The sequence below is a fragment of the Pseudomonas sp. AM8 genome (genome assembly GCF_036346475.1).
GTDB classification, from domain to species: Bacteria; Pseudomonadota; Gammaproteobacteria; order Pseudomonadales; family Pseudomonadaceae; genus Aquipseudomonas; species Aquipseudomonas marginalis.
The window spans coordinates 54,754-72,278 of record NZ_JAOTNX010000017.1 but is presented as its reverse complement, the minus strand read 5'-3'; the positions used below and the strand labels follow the sequence as shown (position 1 = coordinate 72,278).

Genomic DNA, 17,525 nt, shown 5'->3' with positions numbered 1-17,525 from the left:
AAATTTTGTGGGTAATTGAGTAGCCCGCGAGTAACAAGACGTGGACAGACCATGAAGGATTCGCTCATCTTAACGCCGCCCGTTTATCGTGCGCGGCGCATCGGGCAGTTGGTCGGCCTTCTTCCTCAAACCGTTCACTGAAAAAGGGCAGCACCGGTGAGCTCAGCCATTCCAGATTCCGCCGCGCAAAACCGCCTTAGCCTACAAACCAGTCTGATCGCCCTGGTGGTCGCCGTGACCTTCTTCATGGAGAACCTCGACGCCACGGTTATCGCCACCGCGCTGCCAACCATGGCATCGGCCTTTGGCGTGACACCGGTCGACATGAACATCGGCATCACTGCCTATATCCTCGCCGTGGCGATCTTCATACCGTTGTCCAGCTGGGTCGCCGACCGCTTTGGTGCGCGCCGGGTATTCGCTGGCGCAATCATCCTGTTCACCCTCGCCTCGCTGCTCTGCGGGCTCAGCCAAAGTATTGAGATGTTCGTGTTCGCCCGCGTCCTGCAGGGCATCGGCGGCGCATTGATGGTGCCCGTGGGGCGCCTGGCCGTGCTGCGTAATACGGATAAGAAAGACTTGGTGAAAATGATCGCGATCATTACCTGGCCCGGCCTGGTCGCGCCGATTCTGGGGCCGCTGGTCGGCGGCTTGATCGTGACGCATGCATCGTGGCCATGGATCTTCTACGTGAATCTGCCGCTGGGTGCGCTGGCATTGGCCGCCGCACTATGGCTTGTACCGGAAGACCGTGAAGCCAGCGTGCGCCAGTTCGATGCCAAGGGTTTTGTACTGCTGGCAGGCGCCTGTGTGGCCCTGCTGGGCGGGCTGGAATGGCTGGGTAACCAGACCGGTGAACGCCTTATTCCAGGCGCCGTGCTGGTCGCGGCAGGCATCGCGCTGGCAGTGTGGGCCGTGCACCATTGCCGCCATGCCAGCGACCCGTTATTGCCGCTCGAGACCCTGTCCATCGATACATTTCGTGTGAGCATCTATGGCGGCTCGCTGTTTCGCCTGGCCATCAGCGCCCTGCCGTTCCTGCTGCCGCTGCTGTTTCAAGTCGCCTTTGGCTTGTCCCCGGTGGACGCAGGCTTGCTGGTGCTGGCGGTATTCGCTGGCAATCTGGCGATGAAGCCGTTCACCACGGCCATCATGCGCCGCTATGGGTTTCGCCGGGTCTTGCTGGTGAACGGGATAATCGGCGTGGTGTCGATAGCCGCTTGCGCGCTTTTCACGGTGCAGACCCCATTTGTGCTGATCGCGGCCGTGTTATTTGTGGGAGGGTTGTCCCGCTCGATGCAGTTCACCTGCTACAACTCGATCGGCTTCGCGGATGTGCCCAAACCGCGCATGAGTGAGGCCTCGGCACTGTTCAGCATGTCATTCCAGCTGGCCATGGGGATGGGCGTAACGGTGGCGGCGCTGCTGCTACGAGCATCCATGACCCTGCAGGGGCATGAGATGCAGGCACAGGTCGGGGATTTTCGCGTGGCGTTCGTCGGCGTGGCGCTGCTGGGAGCGTGGGCGCTGGTGGATGTGTATCGCTTGACGGTGGGAGCGGGAGAAAGTGTGTTGAATCGACAGTGAAGGCTGCGACTCAACACACTGTTGCCAGTATCAGGCGGTGGTACTAACCATCGAGCCCGACGTGCTGTTGCCCTCATCGGTGACTGCCTGCAACAGTGCGGAAGTCACTGTCTGCAACGCCGCCGCAGTGCCGGCGATCTGCATCTGCGCCGCCGCTACTGCCGCCGCTTTGGCTTCTGCACTCTGGTTGCTGGACTGAGCTTTCTGCAAGGCTTGCTGCTGCGCTTGAAGCTGCTTTTGCAACTGCTCGATCTGCTTCTTCAACTCTTTGACGGTATCGGACTCCTTCGAGAGCGAGGAGGCTTGGCCACCGCCACCGCCACTTACACCTGCCGCACCATTGGAATCAGCGTGCATGTTGACGGTCGTGCCGCCTGCGCTGCTTGTGCTTTCCTTGGTCGCGGCAGCCGTCGAGCTGACAGTGCTTGGAGTGCTTGCTACGGAGGCGGTAGTGCTGATGTTGATAAGCATGCCAAGTGTCCGAGAGTAAGAGATTTGCGATCTCTATCGGCCTGGGGGTGGATTACTTTAGGCGGGGGGTGGGAAGATTTTCGGGTAGTAATAAATCGCATGAACAAAAAAGGGCCCACCTTTCGGTGGGCCCTTCCAGACCGCCCAGCAGAGCGGATTTTGTTTGGTAGGCGCGATTGGACTCGAACCAACGACCCCCACCATGTCAAGGTGGTGCTCTAACCAACTGAGCTACGTGCCTGCTGTGAGGCGGCATTCTACGGAATTCCGGAGGGGTGTCAACATCTTTTTTGCAGCTAACCCTATGAATATGCGAATTATTTATTTGCAGCCGGCGCACCGCACTTTTTGGGGTGGCTGGCAGGCAATTTTCAACTCAGGTAGGATCAGGGCACTCGTAAAAAATATAAAACAGAGGTTCCAGGATGGCGAACACCCCCTACCCCCAGTCGTATTACGCCGCTTCCGCAAATGCAGTTCCGCCACGCCCAATGTTGCAAGGCGACGTCGAAACCGATGTGTGCGTGATCGGTGCCGGCTATACTGGCCTGTCCAGCGCGCTGTTCCTGCTGGAGAACGGTTTTCGCGTGACGGTACTGGAAGCCGCCAAGGTGGGTTTTGGCGCGTCAGGCCGCAATGGCGGGCAGATCGTCAACAGCTACAGCCGTGACATTGATGTGATCGAGCGCAGCGTCGGCCCGCAACAGGCGCAGTTGCTGGGGCAGATGGCGTTCGAGGGCGGCAGGATCATTCGCGAGCGGGTCGCCAAGTACCAGATCCAGTGCGACCTGAAGGACGGCGGCGTGTTCGCGGCACTCAACAGCAAGCACATGGGCCACCTGGAGTCGCAGAAACGCTTGTGGGAGCGCTACGGCCATACACAGCTGGAGTTGCTGGACGAGCGCCGCATTCGTGAGGTCGTGGCCTGTGACAACTATGTCGGCGGACTGCTGGACATGAGTGGCGGCCATATCCACCCACTCAACCTGGCACTCGGTGAAGCCGCCGCCGTGGAGTCCCTGGGCGGGACGATCTACGAACAATCGGCGGCGGTGCGCATCGAGCGTGGCGCCAACCCGGTGGTCCATACGGCAGAAGGTAAAGTCAGGGCCAAGTTCATCATCGTCGCGGGCAATGCCTACCTGGGCAACCTGGTGCCGGAGCTGGCGGCCAAGTCGATGCCCTGTGGCACCCAGGTGATCACGACGGCGCCACTCGGGGATGAGCTGGCCAGGACACTCCTGCCGCAGGATTACTGCGTAGAGGACTGCAACTACCTGCTCGACTACTATCGCCTCACCAGTGACAAGCGCCTGATCTTCGGCGGCGGCGTGGTGTATGGCGCGCGCGACCCGGCGAACATCGAAGCAATCATCCGCCCGAAGATGCTCAAGGCCTTCCCGCAACTCAAGGATGTGAAGATCGACTACGCCTGGACCGGCAACTTCCTGCTGACCCTGTCGCGCTTGCCGCAGGTTGGTCGCCTGGGCGACAACATCTACTACTCACAAGGCTGCAGCGGCCATGGCGTGACGTACACCCACCTGGCGGGCAAGGTCCTGGCGGAAGCGCTGAGAGGCCAGGCAGAGCGCTTCGATGCGTTTGCCGACCTGCCGCACTACCCATTCCCGGGCGGGCAACTGTTGCGCACACCGTTTGCGGCACTGGGAGCTTGGTACTACGGGCTGCGGGATAAGCTGGGCTTCTGACAAATCAATGGGAGCCGGTTCGCCGGCTCCCGCAAAAAATTGCCAAATTGCAGACACAAAAAACCCCGGTCTTTCGACCAGGGTCTTTGCTATCGGATCAAAGTAGCCAGTGGCTTTCTTTGTGCTTCAAGGCGTTCAGCGGGCCTTGAGGCAGATATGGCGCAGCGGACGGGACTCGAACCCGCGACCCCCGGCGTGACAGGCCGGTATTCTAACCGACTGAACTACCGCTGCGTATCGCTTGACCGGCTGAGCAAACCGCCTCAACCGTCTTTGAACATCTGATTGATCAGCTTGGCTGTTCAACCTCAAGCCCGATAAATCGAACCTGGAAAATATGGCGCAGCGGACGGGACTCGAACCCGCGACCCCCGGCGTGACAGGCCGGTATTCTAACCGACTGAACTACCGCTGCGCGTCGGTGCAACCTTTAACGTTGCGTCCTGCCCGAAGGCAAAACTCTCAAGAAGTGGTGGGTGATGACGGGATCGAACCGCCGACCCTCTGCTTGTAAGGCAGATGCTCTCCCAGCTGAGCTAATCACCCTTTGCTTCGTTGAGGCCGCGAAATTTACGCAGGTAGCGGACCTAAGTCAATAGCCTGCTTGAAGTTTTTCTGAAAAAGACAAAATGGCTTCAAGACGGCTACCCGTCCTACTCGCTGTAAATCATCTTCTTGCTCATGCCACCGTCCACCACAAACTCTTGCCCGGTGACAAACCCGGCCTGGCGCGACAGCAACCACGCCACCATCGCTGCCACGTCCTCTACCGTACCCACCCTGCCCGCCGGATGCTGGGCATGATCGGCATCGGTCAAAGGCTCGGCACGCCGCGCAGCTGGATCACGGGCATCAATCCAGCCAGGACTGACCGCATTCACCCGCACTTCCGGCCCGAGGCTGATCGCCAAGGCGTGAGTAAGGGCCAACAGGCCACCCTTGCTCGCCGCATAAGCCTCGGTATCCGGCTCCGACTGACGAGCCCGGGTCGACGCCAGGTTGACGATGGCGCCGCCGTGGGCACGCAGGTAAGGCGCACAGTGCTTGGCCAGCAACATCGGCCCACTGAGGTTAACGGCCAGCACGCGATTCCAGTAAGCCAGGTCAAGGCTTTCCAGGGTGATGTTGTGCGGGTCGGCCACCGCAGCGTTACAGACCAACGCGTCCAGGCGACCGAATTGCCCCAGGACTTCGGCGACCCCCTGGGCCACCTGTTTCTCGTCAGCCACGTCCATGGTGATAAACCAGGCGTTTTCGCCCAGCACCTTGGACACCTTGGAACCGCGCTCGCGGTCGAGGTCGGTCAAGACCACCTGCCAGCCTTCGCTGATCAGCCACGCCGCAATCCCGAGGCCAATACCCCGCGCCGCGCCCGTCACCAGGGCGACGCGCCCATTACTGGCCGCCGCGGCCTCCAGGGACCACTCGATCACAAGGCAGCCAGCCCGCGAGCCAGGTCAGCCTGCAGATCCGTGACATCTTCCAGGCCGACCGCGATGCGGATCAGGCTGTCCCGGATACCGGCCGCCTCACGCTCCTGCGGTGCCAGGCGTCCGTGGGACGTGGTGCTCGGATGGGTAATGGTGGTCTTGCTGTCGCCCAGGTTGGCCGTGATGGAGATCAGGCGCGTCGCATCGATAAAGCGCCAGGCGCCCTCTTTGCCGCCCTTCACTTCGAAACTTACCACGGCGCCGAAACCACGCTGCTGGCGCTGGGCCAATGCGTGCTGCGGGTGGCTCTTGAGGCCGGCGTAATGCACTTTTTCGATACCGTCCTGCTGCTCCAGCCACTCGGCCAGGGCCTGGGCGTTGGCGCAATGGGCCTTCATGCGCAGGCTGAGGGTTTCCAGGCCCTTGAGGAAGATCCAGGCATTGAACGGGCTCAGGGTCGGGCCGGCGGTGCGCAGGAAGCCCACCACTTCCTTCATCTGCTCGCTGCGACCGGCAACCACGCCGCCCATGCAACGGCCCTGGCCATCGATAAACTTGGTGGCCGAGTGCACCACAATGTCCGCGCCCAGCTTCAGCGGCTGCTGCAAGGCCGGCGTGCAGAAACAGTTGTCGACCACCAGCATTGCGCCTTTGGCGTGAGCCACTTCGGACAACGCGGCGATATCCACCAACTCGGCCAACGGATTGGACGGCGACTCGACGAACAGCAGCTTGGTGTTGGACTTGATTGCCGCACCCCACCCGGACAGATCCGCCAGGGGCACGTAGTCCACTTCGATACCGAAGCGCTTGAAATACTTCTCGAACAGGCTGATGGTCGAACCGAACACGCTGCGCGACACCAGCACGTGGTCGCCGGCACTGCACAGGCTCATCACCACCGCCAGGATCGCCGCCATGCCGGTTGCCGTTGCCACCGCCTGCTCTGCGCCTTCCAGGGCCGCAATACGCTCTTCGAACGCGCGCACAGTCGGGTTGGTGTAGCGGGAATAAACGTTACCCGGCACTTCGCCAGCAAAGCGCGCCGCGGCGTCGGCCGCTGTGCGGAACACGTAGCTGGAGGTGAAGAACATCGGGTCACCGTGTTCACCTTCCGGGGTACGGTGCTGGCCGGCGCGCACAGCCAGGGTATCGAAAGCTACGCCATCGAGGTCGCTGTCCAAGCGACCGGCATCCCATTCCTGACTCATGCTGCGACTCCTTACTCAATTCTTTATTTAAGATACAAAACCGGCCCCTCAGGGCCGGTGTCTACTCAGTTGTTGTACAGATCGATGATCGCGCTGACCGCCTGGGTCTTGATCTTCGACGAGTCGTTACGCGCCTGCTCGATCTTGTTCAGGTAGGCCTCGTCGACGTCACCGGTCACGTACTTGCCGTCGAACACGGCGCAGTCGAACTGCTCGATCTTGATCTTGCCACCACCGACCGCTTCGATCAGGTCCGGCAGGTCCTGGTAGATCAGCCAATCGGCGCCGATCAGGTCGGCCACGTCCTGGGTCGTGCGGTTGTGGGCGATCAGTTCGTGGGCGCTCGGCATGTCGATACCGTACACGTTCGGGTAACGCACGGCAGGCGCTGCGGAACAGAAGTACACGTTCTTCGCACCGGCTTCGCGGGCCATCTGGATGATTTGCTTGCAGGTGGTGCCGCGCACGATGGAATCGTCCACCAGCATCACGTTCTTGCCGCGGAATTCCAGTTCGATGGCGTTGAGCTTCTGGCGCACCGACTTCTTGCGCGCCGCCTGGCCCGGCATGATGAAGGTGCGACCGATGTAACGGTTCTTCACGAAGCCTTCGCGGAACTTGACGCCCAGGTGGTTGGCCAACTCCAGCGCCGCGGTACGGCTGGTGTCCGGGATCGGGATCACCACGTCGATGTCGTGCTCGGGACGCTCGCGCAGGATCTTGTCGGCCAGCTTCTCGCCCATGCGCAGGCGCGCCTTGTACACCGACACACCATCGATGATCGAATCCGGACGCGCCAGGTAGACGTGTTCGAAGATGCACGGGGTGAGTTTCGGCGCGACAGCGCACTGACGGGTGTGCAGCTTGCCGTCTTCGGTGATGTACACCGCTTCGCCCGGCGCGAGGTCGCGGATCAGGGTGAAGCCCAGCACGTCCAGGGACACGCTTTCGGACGCGATCATGTACTCGACACCTTCGTCGGTGTGACGCTGGCCGAACACGATCGGGCGAATACCGTGGGGGTCACGGAAGCCGACGATGCCGTAGCCGGTGATCATCGCAACGACGGCATAACCGCCGACGCAACGGTTATGCACGTCGATCACGGCGGCGAACACATCTTCTTCGGTCGGCTGCAGCTTGCCGCGCTGGGCCAGCTCGTGGGCGAACACGTTGAGCAGCACTTCCGAGTCGGAGCTGGTGTTGACGTGGCGCAGGTCAGATTCGTAAATCTCCTTGGCCAGTTGCTCAACGTTGGTCAGGTTACCGTTATGCGCCAGGGTAATGCCGTAAGGCGAGTTGACGTAGAACGGCTGAGCTTCGGCCGACGTCGAGCTACCGGCGGTCGGGTAACGCACATGGCCAATGCCCATGTGCCCGACGAGGCGCTGCATGTGACGCTGATGGAACACGTCACGTACCAGGCCATTGTCCTTGCGCAGGAATAACCGGCCGTCGTGGCTGGTCACAATACCGGCAGCGTCCTGGCCGCGGTGCTGGAGGACGGTTAGCGCGTCATACAGCGCCTGATTGACGTTCGACTTACCGACGATACCGACGATGCCACACATGCGACGCAACCCCTACTTAATGAATCTTGACTGAACACAACTTACTGCGGCGTTTTGGCCGGCAAGAGGTGTTCCTTGAACGGAAGATCAGCGGGTACGCTGATTCCGCTGGCCAGCCACTGACTGCTCCACCCCAATATGAGGTTCTTGGACCAATCTGCAACCAATAGAAATTTTGGCACGAGTACCGACTCCTGCCACCACGAATCCTGCTGTACCGGCCCCAGGCTCAACAGCCCGACCGCCACGACCACCAGCAACGCACCACGCGCGGCACCGAAGGCCATGCCGAGAAATCGATCGGTCCCGGAGAGGCCGGTGACACGTATCAACTCGCCAATAAGATAATTGACCATTGCCCCCACCAGCAGCGTGGCGATGAACATGATGGCGCAGCCCGCGATGACGCGAGCCGAAGGTGTCTCGATGTATCCGGCCAGGTAGACCGACAACGAACCGCCGAACATCCAGGCTACGACTCCTGCGATGATCCAGGTCAGCAACGACAGTGCTTCTTTTACGAAGCCGCGGCTTAGACTGATCAAAGCGGAGATGGCGACGATTGCAACGATCGCCCAGTCAACCCAGGTAAATGGCACGTTTGAGCCTACGGACGGATAAGGCGGCGCATTTTAGCAGAGCGTCGGGCTGTCGGTAAGCTGTGATTGCGGCTGCTTTGCAAATCAATAGATTGTGGCGGGCCGATCACATTTCAACCTCACCACATTTGATTGGACTTCAGGTTTAAACCGATGCGGGTTCAGCCGCGCTCAGGCTGGAAGCGGGTCACGAAGCCTTTCAGGTTCTGCTGACGGTCCAGCAAATCCCGCAGCCGGTCGGCCTCGGCGCGCTCGATCAGCGGCCCGATAAACACCCGGTTCTTGCCGTCGGCGCTACGGATGTAGGCGTTGTAGCCCTGGGCACGCAGCTTCTTCTGCAAGGCGTCGGCGCCTTCACGATTGCCCAGGCTGGCCACCTGGATCGACCAACTGATCGGCAAGCCGTTCGGGTCGATACGGCTCTGCCCCACATCCGGCTTGCCCGGCGCGGCAGGCTGTGGCGCTACAGGTTTGGGCGCAGGCGCAGGTGTCGCCGGCTTGGCGGCGACCGCCGGAGCAGGTGTCGGCTTGACCACCGGCACGCTTGGCTGCACCGGCATCGACGGCGCCTGCTGCGCGGCCACCTCATCATCGGTCGGCACCGGTTCTTCTTCCGGCAACGCCTGCGGTTCAGGCACCACCACCGGCTCCACCTGCACTTGGGGCACTGCCGGTGCCTGGGGCGCAGCCGGAGCCTCGACGACCACCTGGCGCTGCTCGTCCTGGCGGGAAAACAGCATCGGCAGGAAAATCACCGCCAATGCCACCAGCACCAGGGCTCCAACCATTCGCTGCTTGTATGCGCTATCCAGTAATGCCATCTGCAGCTTCCTCCGTGGAGCGCCGGGCCAACCACTCAAGCGCCTCGGCAACACAATAAAATGATCCGAACAACAGAATTTCGTCCTCGGCCGTCGCCACCGCGCACTGAGCCTCCAGGGCGGCAGTCACGCTTGCATACGACGCCACGGGCGCACCAAGGTTCTGTAACGCGATCTCAAGCTCATGGGCCGGACGGCTGCGGGGCGTATCCAGCGGCGCTACCGCCCAAGCCTGGACGCTGTCCAGCAACGGCGCAACTACGCCCTCCAGGTCCTTATCGGCGAGCAAACCGAATACAGCCAGGCGACGCCCCACCGGCGGCGTGCGTGCCAGGCGCTTGGCCAGGTATTGCGCTGCATGGGGGTTATGCCCCACATCCAGCAACAGGTTCAGGCGCTTGCCGTGCCAGTCGAACACCCGGCGATCCAGGCGCCCGACCACGCGGGTCGCCAGCAACGTCGCAGCAATCTGCTCAGCCTGCCAAGGCAGGTCCAGCAACAGATAGGCTTGCAGCGCGAGTGCGGCGTTCTCCATCGGCAGGTTCAGCAAGGGCAGATCACGCAGCTCCACAGCCTGCCCATGGGCATCCCGGCCGCGCCACTGCCAGTGCCGGTCACCGATTTCAAGATTGAATTCGCGGCCACGCAGGAAGAATGGGCAGCCCAGCTCACACACCTTGTCCAGCAAGGGCTGCGGCGGATCCAGGTCACCGCACAGCGCAGGCTTGCCCGGGCGGAAAATCCCGGCCTTCTCATAGGCCACGGACTCGCGGGTATCCCCCAGGTAGTCGGCATGGTCCACGCCAATACTGGTGACCAGCGCCAGGTCGGCATCCACCACGTTGACGGTGTCCAGGCGCCCCCCCAGGCCCACTTCCAACACGACCACATCCAGCTGCGCACGCTCGAACAGCCAGAACGCCGCCAGGGTGCCCATTTCGAAGTAAGTCAGGGAAATCTCACCGCGCCCGGCATCGAGTGCGGCGAAGGCTTCGCAGAGTTGCTCATCGCTGGCTTCGACGCCATTGAGTTGCACCCGCTCGTTGTAACGCAGCAAGTGCGGCGAGCTGTACACGCCGACTTTCAGCCCCTGGGCCTGCAGCAGCGCGGCAACAAAGGCACAGGTAGAACCCTTGCCGTTGGTGCCGGTCACCGTGATCACACGCGGCGCCGGCCGGCCCAACCCAAGGCGGGCCGCTACCTGTTGCGAGCGCTCCAGGCCCATGTCGATGGCGGACGGATGCAACTGCTCGAGGTAGGCGAGCCATTCGCCCAGGGTACGTTGGGTCATAGGTTCGCAGGCACCGGCGGCACAACGATCGGCTCGACTTTAGGCGCGACGTAAACAGGTGTCGGCAGGCCCATCATCTGCGCCAGCAGGCTACCCAGGCGTGGACGCAGCTCACCGCGCGGAATGATCAGGTCGATTGCGCCGTGCTCCAGCAGGAACTCGCTGCGCTGGAAGCCTTCCGGCAGTTTTTCGCGCACGGTCTGCTCGATCACGCGCGGGCCGGCAAAGCCGATCAGGGCTTTTGGCTCACCGACAATCACGTCGCCCAGCATCGCCAGGCTGGCGGAAACACCGCCGTAGACCGGGTCGGTCAGCACGGAGATGAACGGAATGCCTTCTTCGCGCAGACGCGCCAGCACCGCAGAGGTCTTGGCCATTTGCATCAGGGAGATCAACGCTTCCTGCATCCGCGCACCACCGGAGGCGGCGAAGCAGATCATCGGGCAACGGTTTTCCAGGGCGTAGTTGGCCGCGCGCACGAAGCGCTCGCCGACGATGGCCCCCATGGAGCCGCCCATGAAGGAGAACTCGAACGCCGACACCACCACCGGCATGCCCAGCAGCTTGCCGCTGACGGAAATCAGCGCGTCCTTCTCACCGGTCTGCTTTTGCGCAGCGGTCAGGCGGTCCTTGTACTTCTTGCCGTCGCGGAACTTCAGACGGTCGACCGGCTCCAGGTCGGCGCCCAGCTCGTTACGGCCGTCGGCGTCGAGGAAGATGTCGATGCGGGCGCGGGCGCCGATACGCATGTGGTGGTTGCACTTGGGGCAAACATCCAGGGTCTTTTCCAGCTCGGGGCGGTACAGCACCGCGTCGCAGGATGGGCACTTGTGCCACAGACCTTCAGGAACCGAGCTTTTCTTCACCTCGGAACGCATGATCGAAGGGATCAGTTTGTCTACTAACCAGTTGCTCATGCTTTCTTTCTCCAGTACCGGTGGCTTGAACACAGCCCCGCGTATGCCCTTGAGCTAAATTCATATGTGGCGATGACGCAGGCTGGACGGGGTCAGACGTTCGACCTGCCATTTCCAGCCTGCATCCTCAGCCTTCCAGACAGCCTGCCTGCGCAGGTTGCCACTTCATTTCCGGGCCTCCCTCAGGCGGCGCCGGGCTGTTTTACACAGTGGTAGTTATGGACGGCGGCAGACTGCCAGCCGTCACATCCCGCCACTGCTGTTGCGCACCGCGTGCATGAATGCGCGAATCTTGCCGTGATCCTTGATGCCCTTGCCTTGCTCTACCCCACCGCTGACGTCCACGGCATACGGCCGGACCTGTTGAATCGCCGCACCGACATTCGCTGGGTTGAGCCCCCCGGCCAGGATGATCGGCTTGCTCAATCCTTCGGGGATCAGCGACCAATCGAACGCTTCACCGGTACCACCGGGTACGCCTTCGACATACGTGTCCAGCAGAACGCCACGCGCGCCGGAATAGGCCGCGCAGGCCCTCGCTATATCGTCACCCGCCTTGACCCGCAACGCCTTGATATACGGGCGTTGGTAGCTTTCACATTCATCCGGGGTTTCGTCGCCATGAAATTGCAGCATATCCAGCTGCACGGCATCCAGGGTTTCGTTGAGTTCGCAGCGGCTGGCGTTGACGAACAAGCCCACGGTGGTCACGAACGGCGGCAGCGCCGCAATGATCGCCCGCGCCTGCAACACATTCACCGCCCGCGGGCTCCTGGCATAAAACACCAGGCCAATGGCATCCGCCCCCGCCTCGACTGCCGCCAGCGCGTCTTCTATGCGGGTAATCCCGCAAATCTTGCTGCGAACGGCAGGCATGTCGTAGAAACCTCAGGGGTTGGACCGATAAAGTCCCGGATGGTAACAAAAGCTATTCCGGGCGTCAGCCGCCAAGTTCACTGAACCCTGTGAGGAAGTGTGGCCCGATGAAGCGCTGCGGCAGTTCGAACTCGTCGCGGTACTCCACATCCACCAGGTACAGGCCAAACGGATGCGCCGTGACGCCGCCCGTGCGGCGAATGCGGCTTTCCAGCACTTCCCTGGCCCATTCCACCGGGCGCTCGCCGGTGCCGATGGTCATCAATACGCCCGCAATGTTACGCACCATATGGTGCAGGAAGGCGCCGGCGCGGATGTCCAGCACGATCATCTTGCCGTGGCGAGTCACCCGCAGGTGGTGGACTTCCTTGATCGGCGACTTGGCCTGGCACTGGCCGGCACGAAACGCACTGAAATCATGCACCCCTACCAGATGCTGCGCAGCCTCGGCCATGCGTTCGGCATCCAGCGGACGGTGGTTCCAGGTGATTTCTTCGTTGAGGTGCGCGGGACGGATCTGGTCGTTGTAGATCACATAGCGATAACGCCGGGCAATCGCCTTGAAGCGCGCATGAAAGTGCGCAGGCATGACCTTGGCCCAACTGACGCTGACGTCATGGGGCAAATTGATATTGGCGCCCATCACCCAGGCCTTCATCGTGCGTTCGGCCTGGGTATCGAAGTGCACCACCTGGCCGCAGGCATGCACACCGGCATCGGTACGCCCGGCGCACATCAACGACACCGGGGAGTCAGCCACTTTCGACAGCGCCTTCTCCAGGGTTTCCTGCACCGTCAGCACGCCTGACGCCTGGCGCTGCCAGCCGCGATAGCGCGAGCCTTTGTATTCCACGCCGAGGGCGATGCGGTAAAAGCCAGCGGCCGCCATTTCGGCGGCCGGGTTATCTATATTTGCCAAGAACTGAGAGCCTGATGAGTTGCGCGAAGGCGGCCATTATAAATGCGCCAGCTGCGTGGCGTGCGCTTTTGTTGGGATTGACCTTCCCACACCGCACCGGCATCGACCTTCAGATTTTGCCGAGCATTTCCTTGGCCTCGCCGCGCTGCGCCTCATCACCTTCGGTGAGCACTTCAGAGAGAATGTCCCGCGCGCCGTCGGCATCCCCCATGTCGATATAGGCCTGGGCGAGGTCTAGCTTGGTGGCGACTTCATTCGTACCGGACAGGAAATCGAACTCCGGCTCATCATCGCCCAGCGCCGCGTCCTCAGCGGTAAAGGAAGGTTCGATGGGCGGACTTTCCAGGCTCTGGGACAGGCGATCCAGCTCGGCGTTGACATCGTCCAGCTCCGAAGCGAAGGCATCAGGCTTGGCCGCTGCGTCTGGTTCGTCCGCCAGGGACAGGTCGAAATCCTCCGGCAAATCGAAGTCATCCAGCGCGGACGGGGTCAGCGTCGGCGGCTCGACTGCCGACGCATCCTTCATCTGATCCTCAAGACCGGAAAGGAAGTCGTCGTCGGATTGCTCGGACGCCGGGTCATTGAGTTGCAGGTCCAGGTCGAAGTCCGACAGGTCTTCCTCGCCGGCCTTGGGCGCCGATTGCTGCTCCAGGAGCGCTGCAAACGTCTGCTCGTCGTCCAGGCTGGCTGGCGAAGCCGCCTCCAGCTCATCCAGGCTCAGGTCGAAATCGGTGTCGAGTGCATCGGGCTCGGCGGCCGGGGCAGCCGGTTTGTCTTCCAGCAGGTCCTTGACGTACTGAGCGTCAAGGGCCGCGGCGGCAACCGCGGCACTGACGCCCGCCGCCAATACCGCCATCGCAGGAAAGCGCGACTTGAGCTGCTCGACCTGGGCATGGTTTTCACCATTGGCCACCAGTTGACGCTCCTGGGTCACGAAACCGTCCTTGTCGCTTTGCAGGCCGTAGACTTCCATCAGCTTCAACCGCAGGTCGCTGCGCTTGGGCTCGTGCTTGATCGCTTGCTCCAGCACATCGGCGGCCTGGTTCAGATGACCACGGTCGATATGGGACTGGGCTTGCGCCAGGGCATCGTTGGCGTTTTGCGGGGCCACGGCAGCGGCCAGCGGCGCGAGCACGGAGGCAACCGTCGGAACCGCTACCGCCGGCGCAACCACTGGAGCAGGTGCCGGAGCGGCTGCCAGCTTGACGTTCGGCGGCGGCACTTCGAGGCCTTCGAAACTGTCCGACGGCAGGTCCTGTTCGATGCTCGAGGTAAATTCCGGCTCTTCAGCCAGCGCCCGCGCCATGCGCAAGTGCTTTTCCTCTTCACGGCGGGCGTTGCGATGGCGCGCCCACAGCAGCAGGAGCAGCAACACCACCAGGCCAGCCGCGCCGCCGATCACACCGAGGACAACCGGATTGGTCAGCAGCTCATTGAACTTGCCTTCCGTGGTGTCAGGTGCCGCGGCCGGCGTAGCTGCCTCAGGTGCCGGCGCCGCCGGGGTTGGCGTTGGCGCGACGGCCTGTGCAGCGGGTGCGGCCGGCGTGGCGGCCGGGTCGCTTGCCAGCTGTGCAGGGATCGCTGCCGTCGCCGCTACGGCCGGGGCACCTTTATCTGCCTGCAAACGGGCCAGTTGATCGTTCTTCAGTTGAATCAACTTTTGCAGTTTATCCAACTGGCTTTGCAGATCTGCCGCACGGCTCTTGAGTTCTTCGTTATCGCGGCGAGTGGTGTCCAGTTGCTCCTGGGTCATCGCCAGCTTGTCGCTCAGGACCTGGCTGTCGCCGGCCTTGCCCTTGCCGCCTTTCCTGGCTGCTTCAGCCGAGACCAGGCTCAGGTTGTCCTGGGTATTGGTGGTCGACGGCGCATTGCCGGCCTGGGCACGCTTGGTGGCGTCCAGTTGCTGCTTGCCGGCCGCCTGATTGGTAGCCCCGCGCCGCCCCTGGCGCCACGCGGCATTTTGCACCCTCACTTCGGCGATTGCCTGAGGTTGCGGCAACGCCGTGCTTTGTACGGTGTCCGGCAGGCGCAGCACCTGGCCGGTTTTCAGGCGGTTGATATTGCCGTCGATAAAGGCGTCGGGGTTGAGTGCCTGAATGGCCAGCATGGTCTGCTGCACCGAGCCGCCATTGCGGTGCTTCTGCGCAATTTCCCACAGGGTGTCGCGGGACGTGGTGGTGTGCTGGGCCGGCTTGCTCACAACGGGCGCACTGCGGGCGGGCGTTCCCACGCGCGGTGCAGGTGCTGCGGGGGTCGAAGCCGACTGGTCGAACTTGGCAGGGTCGAGCAACACGCTGTAGTCGCGCATCAGGCGGCCATTGGGCCATTGCACCTGCAGCAGGAAACGTACGTAGGAATCCGGCAGCGGCTTGCTGGAGGTGACGCGCACCACGCTGCGACCGCTGGGATTGATGACCGGGGTAAACGTCAGGTCATCGAGAAACGCCTGGCGATCGACGCCCGCGTCCACGAACGCCTGGGATGAGGCCAGGCTCGGGGTGATCTCGGACGCCGTGAGGCCACCGACATCGAGCAATTCGATTTCCACCGACAACGGCTGGTTCAACTTCGACTTGAGGGTCATTTCCCCCAACTGGAGCGCCTGCGCCATACCGGAGGACAGCGCCGAGGCGGCCGCTATTGCTAACACCAGTTTGCGAACTTGAACCATAGCCTCATCCTTTGTTTGAACACTCCCCGGCCTGCGAGAAGGTTGGTAACCGCTTGCCATAAGGCATGGCGAGCCGATAGGTCACCGACGCGCAATTGTTCCTGCTTGGGGCCAAGCATAGCGCCTGGTTAGAATCAATCTACAAATTGCCGCCAAGTATCTTTTACGCAAGGCGTTTTATCAACAACTGCGCCAACTGCACGGCGTTAAGGGCGGCGCCCTTGCGTACGTTATCTGACGTCAGCCACAGATTTAGTTCAGCCGCGTCATCCACTCCCGCGCGCACCCGACCTACATAGACCACATCCTGGCCCACTGCGTCGCCCACGGCTGTAGGGTAATCCCCCTCTTCTACCAGCTCGATACCCGGCGCGGCCTCCAATGCGCGGTTGACGGCGGCAAGATCGACCGCCGCGCCCAATTGCAATGACACAGTCAGGCTATCGCCAAAAAACACCGGGGCTTGAACGCAAGTTGCGGAAATCTTTAGCAAAGGTAATTCCAGGACTGCGCGCAGTTCGTGAACCAGGCGCTTTTCCAGGGTGGTATGCCCTTGGGCGTCTGGCGTGCCGACTTGTGCCAACAGGTTGAAGGCCATTTGCCGGTCAAAGAACTTAGGTTCCAGAGGGCGCACATTCAGGAGCTCGGCGGTCTGACGTGCCAATTCGCTGACGGCTTCGCGGCCCTGGGCAGACACTGCCAGGCTGGCAGTGACGGCGACACGCTGGATGTCCAGCAAGCCGCGCAACGGCGCCAGCACCACCGCCAGGTTGGTGGCCGACGGGCTCGGGCTGCCGAGCTGGAACGGTTTTTCCAGGCCGTCGAGGACGTGGGCATTGGCTTCCGGCACCACCTGGGGCGCCTGCTCGGCGGGCAAGGCTCCCGACAAGTCGATCACCGAGCAACCCGCCGCCGTGGCTCGCGGCGCGAAGCTCAGGGTGACTTCCGGGCCTGCGGCGAAGAAGGCCAGTTGCGCCTTGCTGAAATCGAATTCGTCGACCTCCTTGACCCGTACGTTCTTGCCGCGAAACGGTACCGAGGCGCCAGCAGAGTTACTGCCCGCCAGCAGGTACAGGGTGCCCACCGGGAATTCCAGCTCTTCGAGAATCTGCACCAGGGTTTCGCCGACCGTACCGGTGGCACCGATCACGGCAATTTCAAAGGTCTGGGTCATGGGGGCTGCCTCGGGCATTGCGGGGGGAGCGGCACTTTACCGGGTGGCCGGGAGCGAGGCAATTAGCCTGGGGCTGGTGGAGTGGCTGATGGCGCTATCGGGGCATAGGTATCTACACAACTCTTAAAGGCTGACACATAACTCTGTGGTGAGCGGGCTTGTCGAATCGTCGCACCGCCCGCGCTGGGCTGCGAAGCGGCCCCAATAAGGTCACCGAAGAGTGCCAGAATCAATCGAGGTGAAGGTTTTGGGGCTGCTTCGCAACCCAGCGCGGGCGG

14 protein-coding genes and 4 tRNA genes are annotated in these 17,525 nt (G+C 62.1%); 2 read left to right on the top strand and 16 right to left on the bottom strand.

The genetic code is table 11. The annotated features are described in order from the left end of the window. Positions 1 to 156: 156 nt before the first annotated feature. A complete protein-coding gene (locus V3W40_RS30605; RefSeq protein ID WP_330216274.1) occupies positions 157 to 1,587 on the top strand; it encodes a DHA2 family efflux MFS transporter permease subunit in 1,431 nt (476 codons plus the stop codon). A gap of 30 nt (positions 1,588 to 1,617) precedes the next feature. Here the strand turns inward: V3W40_RS30605 and V3W40_RS30600 are convergent, their stop codons facing one another. Together V3W40_RS30600 and V3W40_RS30595 are read right to left on the bottom strand one after the other, a co-directional pair. Next, positions 1,618 to 2,058 (bottom strand): hypothetical protein, encoded by a 441-nt coding sequence (locus V3W40_RS30600; RefSeq protein ID WP_065948011.1) that lies wholly within the window; start codon positions 2,056 to 2,058, stop codon positions 1,618 to 1,620. 164 nt (positions 2,059 to 2,222) lie between these two features. Then, positions 2,223 to 2,299 (bottom strand) — tRNA-Val (locus V3W40_RS30595). A 184-nt stretch (positions 2,300 to 2,483) separates the two neighbouring features. Between V3W40_RS30595 and V3W40_RS30590 the strand changes: the two genes are divergently transcribed. Continuing rightward, positions 2,484 to 3,767: an NAD(P)/FAD-dependent oxidoreductase gene (locus V3W40_RS30590; protein ID WP_065927247.1), complete on the top strand. Its 1,284-nt coding sequence runs from the start codon at positions 2,484 to 2,486 to the stop codon at positions 3,765 to 3,767. Positions 3,768 to 3,924: 157 nt separating this feature from the next. Here the strand turns inward: V3W40_RS30590 and V3W40_RS30585 are convergent. The 14 genes from V3W40_RS30585 to V3W40_RS30520 all read right to left on the bottom strand — a co-directional run bounded on the left by V3W40_RS30585 (position 3,925) and on the right by V3W40_RS30520 (position 17,247). Next, positions 3,925 to 4,001 (bottom strand) — tRNA-Asp (locus V3W40_RS30585). Between the two features lie 104 nt (positions 4,002 to 4,105). Then, positions 4,106 to 4,182, bottom strand: a tRNA-Asp gene (locus tag V3W40_RS30580). Positions 4,183 to 4,237: 55 nt separating this feature from the next. Then, positions 4,238 to 4,313 (bottom strand) — tRNA-Val (locus V3W40_RS30575). 107 nt (positions 4,314 to 4,420) lie between these two features. Further along, a complete protein-coding gene (locus V3W40_RS30570) occupies positions 4,421 to 5,185 on the bottom strand; it encodes an SDR family oxidoreductase (protein WP_027604081.1) in 765 nt (254 codons plus the stop codon). Between the two features lie 11 nt (positions 5,186 to 5,196). Beyond that, positions 5,197 to 6,408 (bottom strand): O-succinylhomoserine sulfhydrylase, encoded by a 1,212-nt coding sequence (locus tag V3W40_RS30565; protein ID WP_065927246.1) that lies wholly within the window; start codon positions 6,406 to 6,408, stop codon positions 5,197 to 5,199. 65 nt (positions 6,409 to 6,473) lie between these two features. Further along, positions 6,474 to 7,979, bottom strand: a complete 1,506-nt coding sequence (gene purF, locus V3W40_RS30560) for an amidophosphoribosyltransferase (RefSeq protein ID WP_027604079.1) — start codon at positions 7,977 to 7,979, stop codon at positions 6,474 to 6,476. A gap of 41 nt (positions 7,980 to 8,020) precedes the next feature. After that, positions 8,021 to 8,578: a CvpA family protein gene (locus V3W40_RS30555; protein ID WP_003192538.1), complete on the bottom strand. Its 558-nt coding sequence runs from the start codon at positions 8,576 to 8,578 to the stop codon at positions 8,021 to 8,023. 161 nt (positions 8,579 to 8,739) lie between these two features. Continuing rightward, on the bottom strand, positions 8,740 to 9,399 hold the full coding sequence (locus tag V3W40_RS30550; protein WP_027604078.1) for an SPOR domain-containing protein: 660 nt from the start codon (positions 9,397 to 9,399) through the stop codon (positions 8,740 to 8,742). Next, positions 9,383 to 10,690 carry a bifunctional tetrahydrofolate synthase/dihydrofolate synthase gene (gene folC / locus V3W40_RS30545; RefSeq protein WP_330216273.1) on the bottom strand — a complete coding sequence of 436 codons (1,308 nt, stop codon included), beginning with the start codon at positions 10,688 to 10,690 and terminating at the stop codon, positions 9,383 to 9,385. The genes V3W40_RS30550 and folC overlap by 17 nt, the downstream gene beginning before the upstream one ends. After that, positions 10,687 to 11,607, bottom strand: a complete 921-nt coding sequence (accD, locus tag V3W40_RS30540; protein ID WP_027604076.1) for an acetyl-CoA carboxylase, carboxyltransferase subunit beta — start codon at positions 11,605 to 11,607, stop codon at positions 10,687 to 10,689. The genes folC and accD overlap by 4 nt, the downstream gene beginning before the upstream one ends. A 243-nt stretch (positions 11,608 to 11,850) precedes the next feature. Beyond that, complete coding sequence (locus V3W40_RS30535) at positions 11,851 to 12,483, bottom strand: phosphoribosylanthranilate isomerase (protein WP_330216272.1); 633 nt, start codon at positions 12,481 to 12,483, stop codon at positions 11,851 to 11,853. A 64-nt stretch (positions 12,484 to 12,547) separates the two neighbouring features. Beyond that, complete coding sequence (gene truA / locus V3W40_RS30530) at positions 12,548 to 13,372, bottom strand: tRNA pseudouridine(38-40) synthase TruA (protein WP_027604074.1); 825 nt, start codon at positions 13,370 to 13,372, stop codon at positions 12,548 to 12,550. A gap of 139 nt (positions 13,373 to 13,511) precedes the next feature. Next, positions 13,512 to 16,073, bottom strand: a complete 2,562-nt coding sequence (locus V3W40_RS30525) for a FimV/HubP family polar landmark protein (RefSeq protein ID WP_330216271.1) — start codon at positions 16,071 to 16,073, stop codon at positions 13,512 to 13,514. 163 nt (positions 16,074 to 16,236) lie between these two features. Beyond that, positions 16,237 to 17,247 carry an aspartate-semialdehyde dehydrogenase gene (locus V3W40_RS30520; protein ID WP_330216270.1) on the bottom strand — a complete coding sequence of 337 codons (1,011 nt, stop codon included), beginning with the start codon at positions 17,245 to 17,247 and terminating at the stop codon, positions 16,237 to 16,239. Positions 17,248 to 17,525 lie beyond the last annotated feature (278 nt).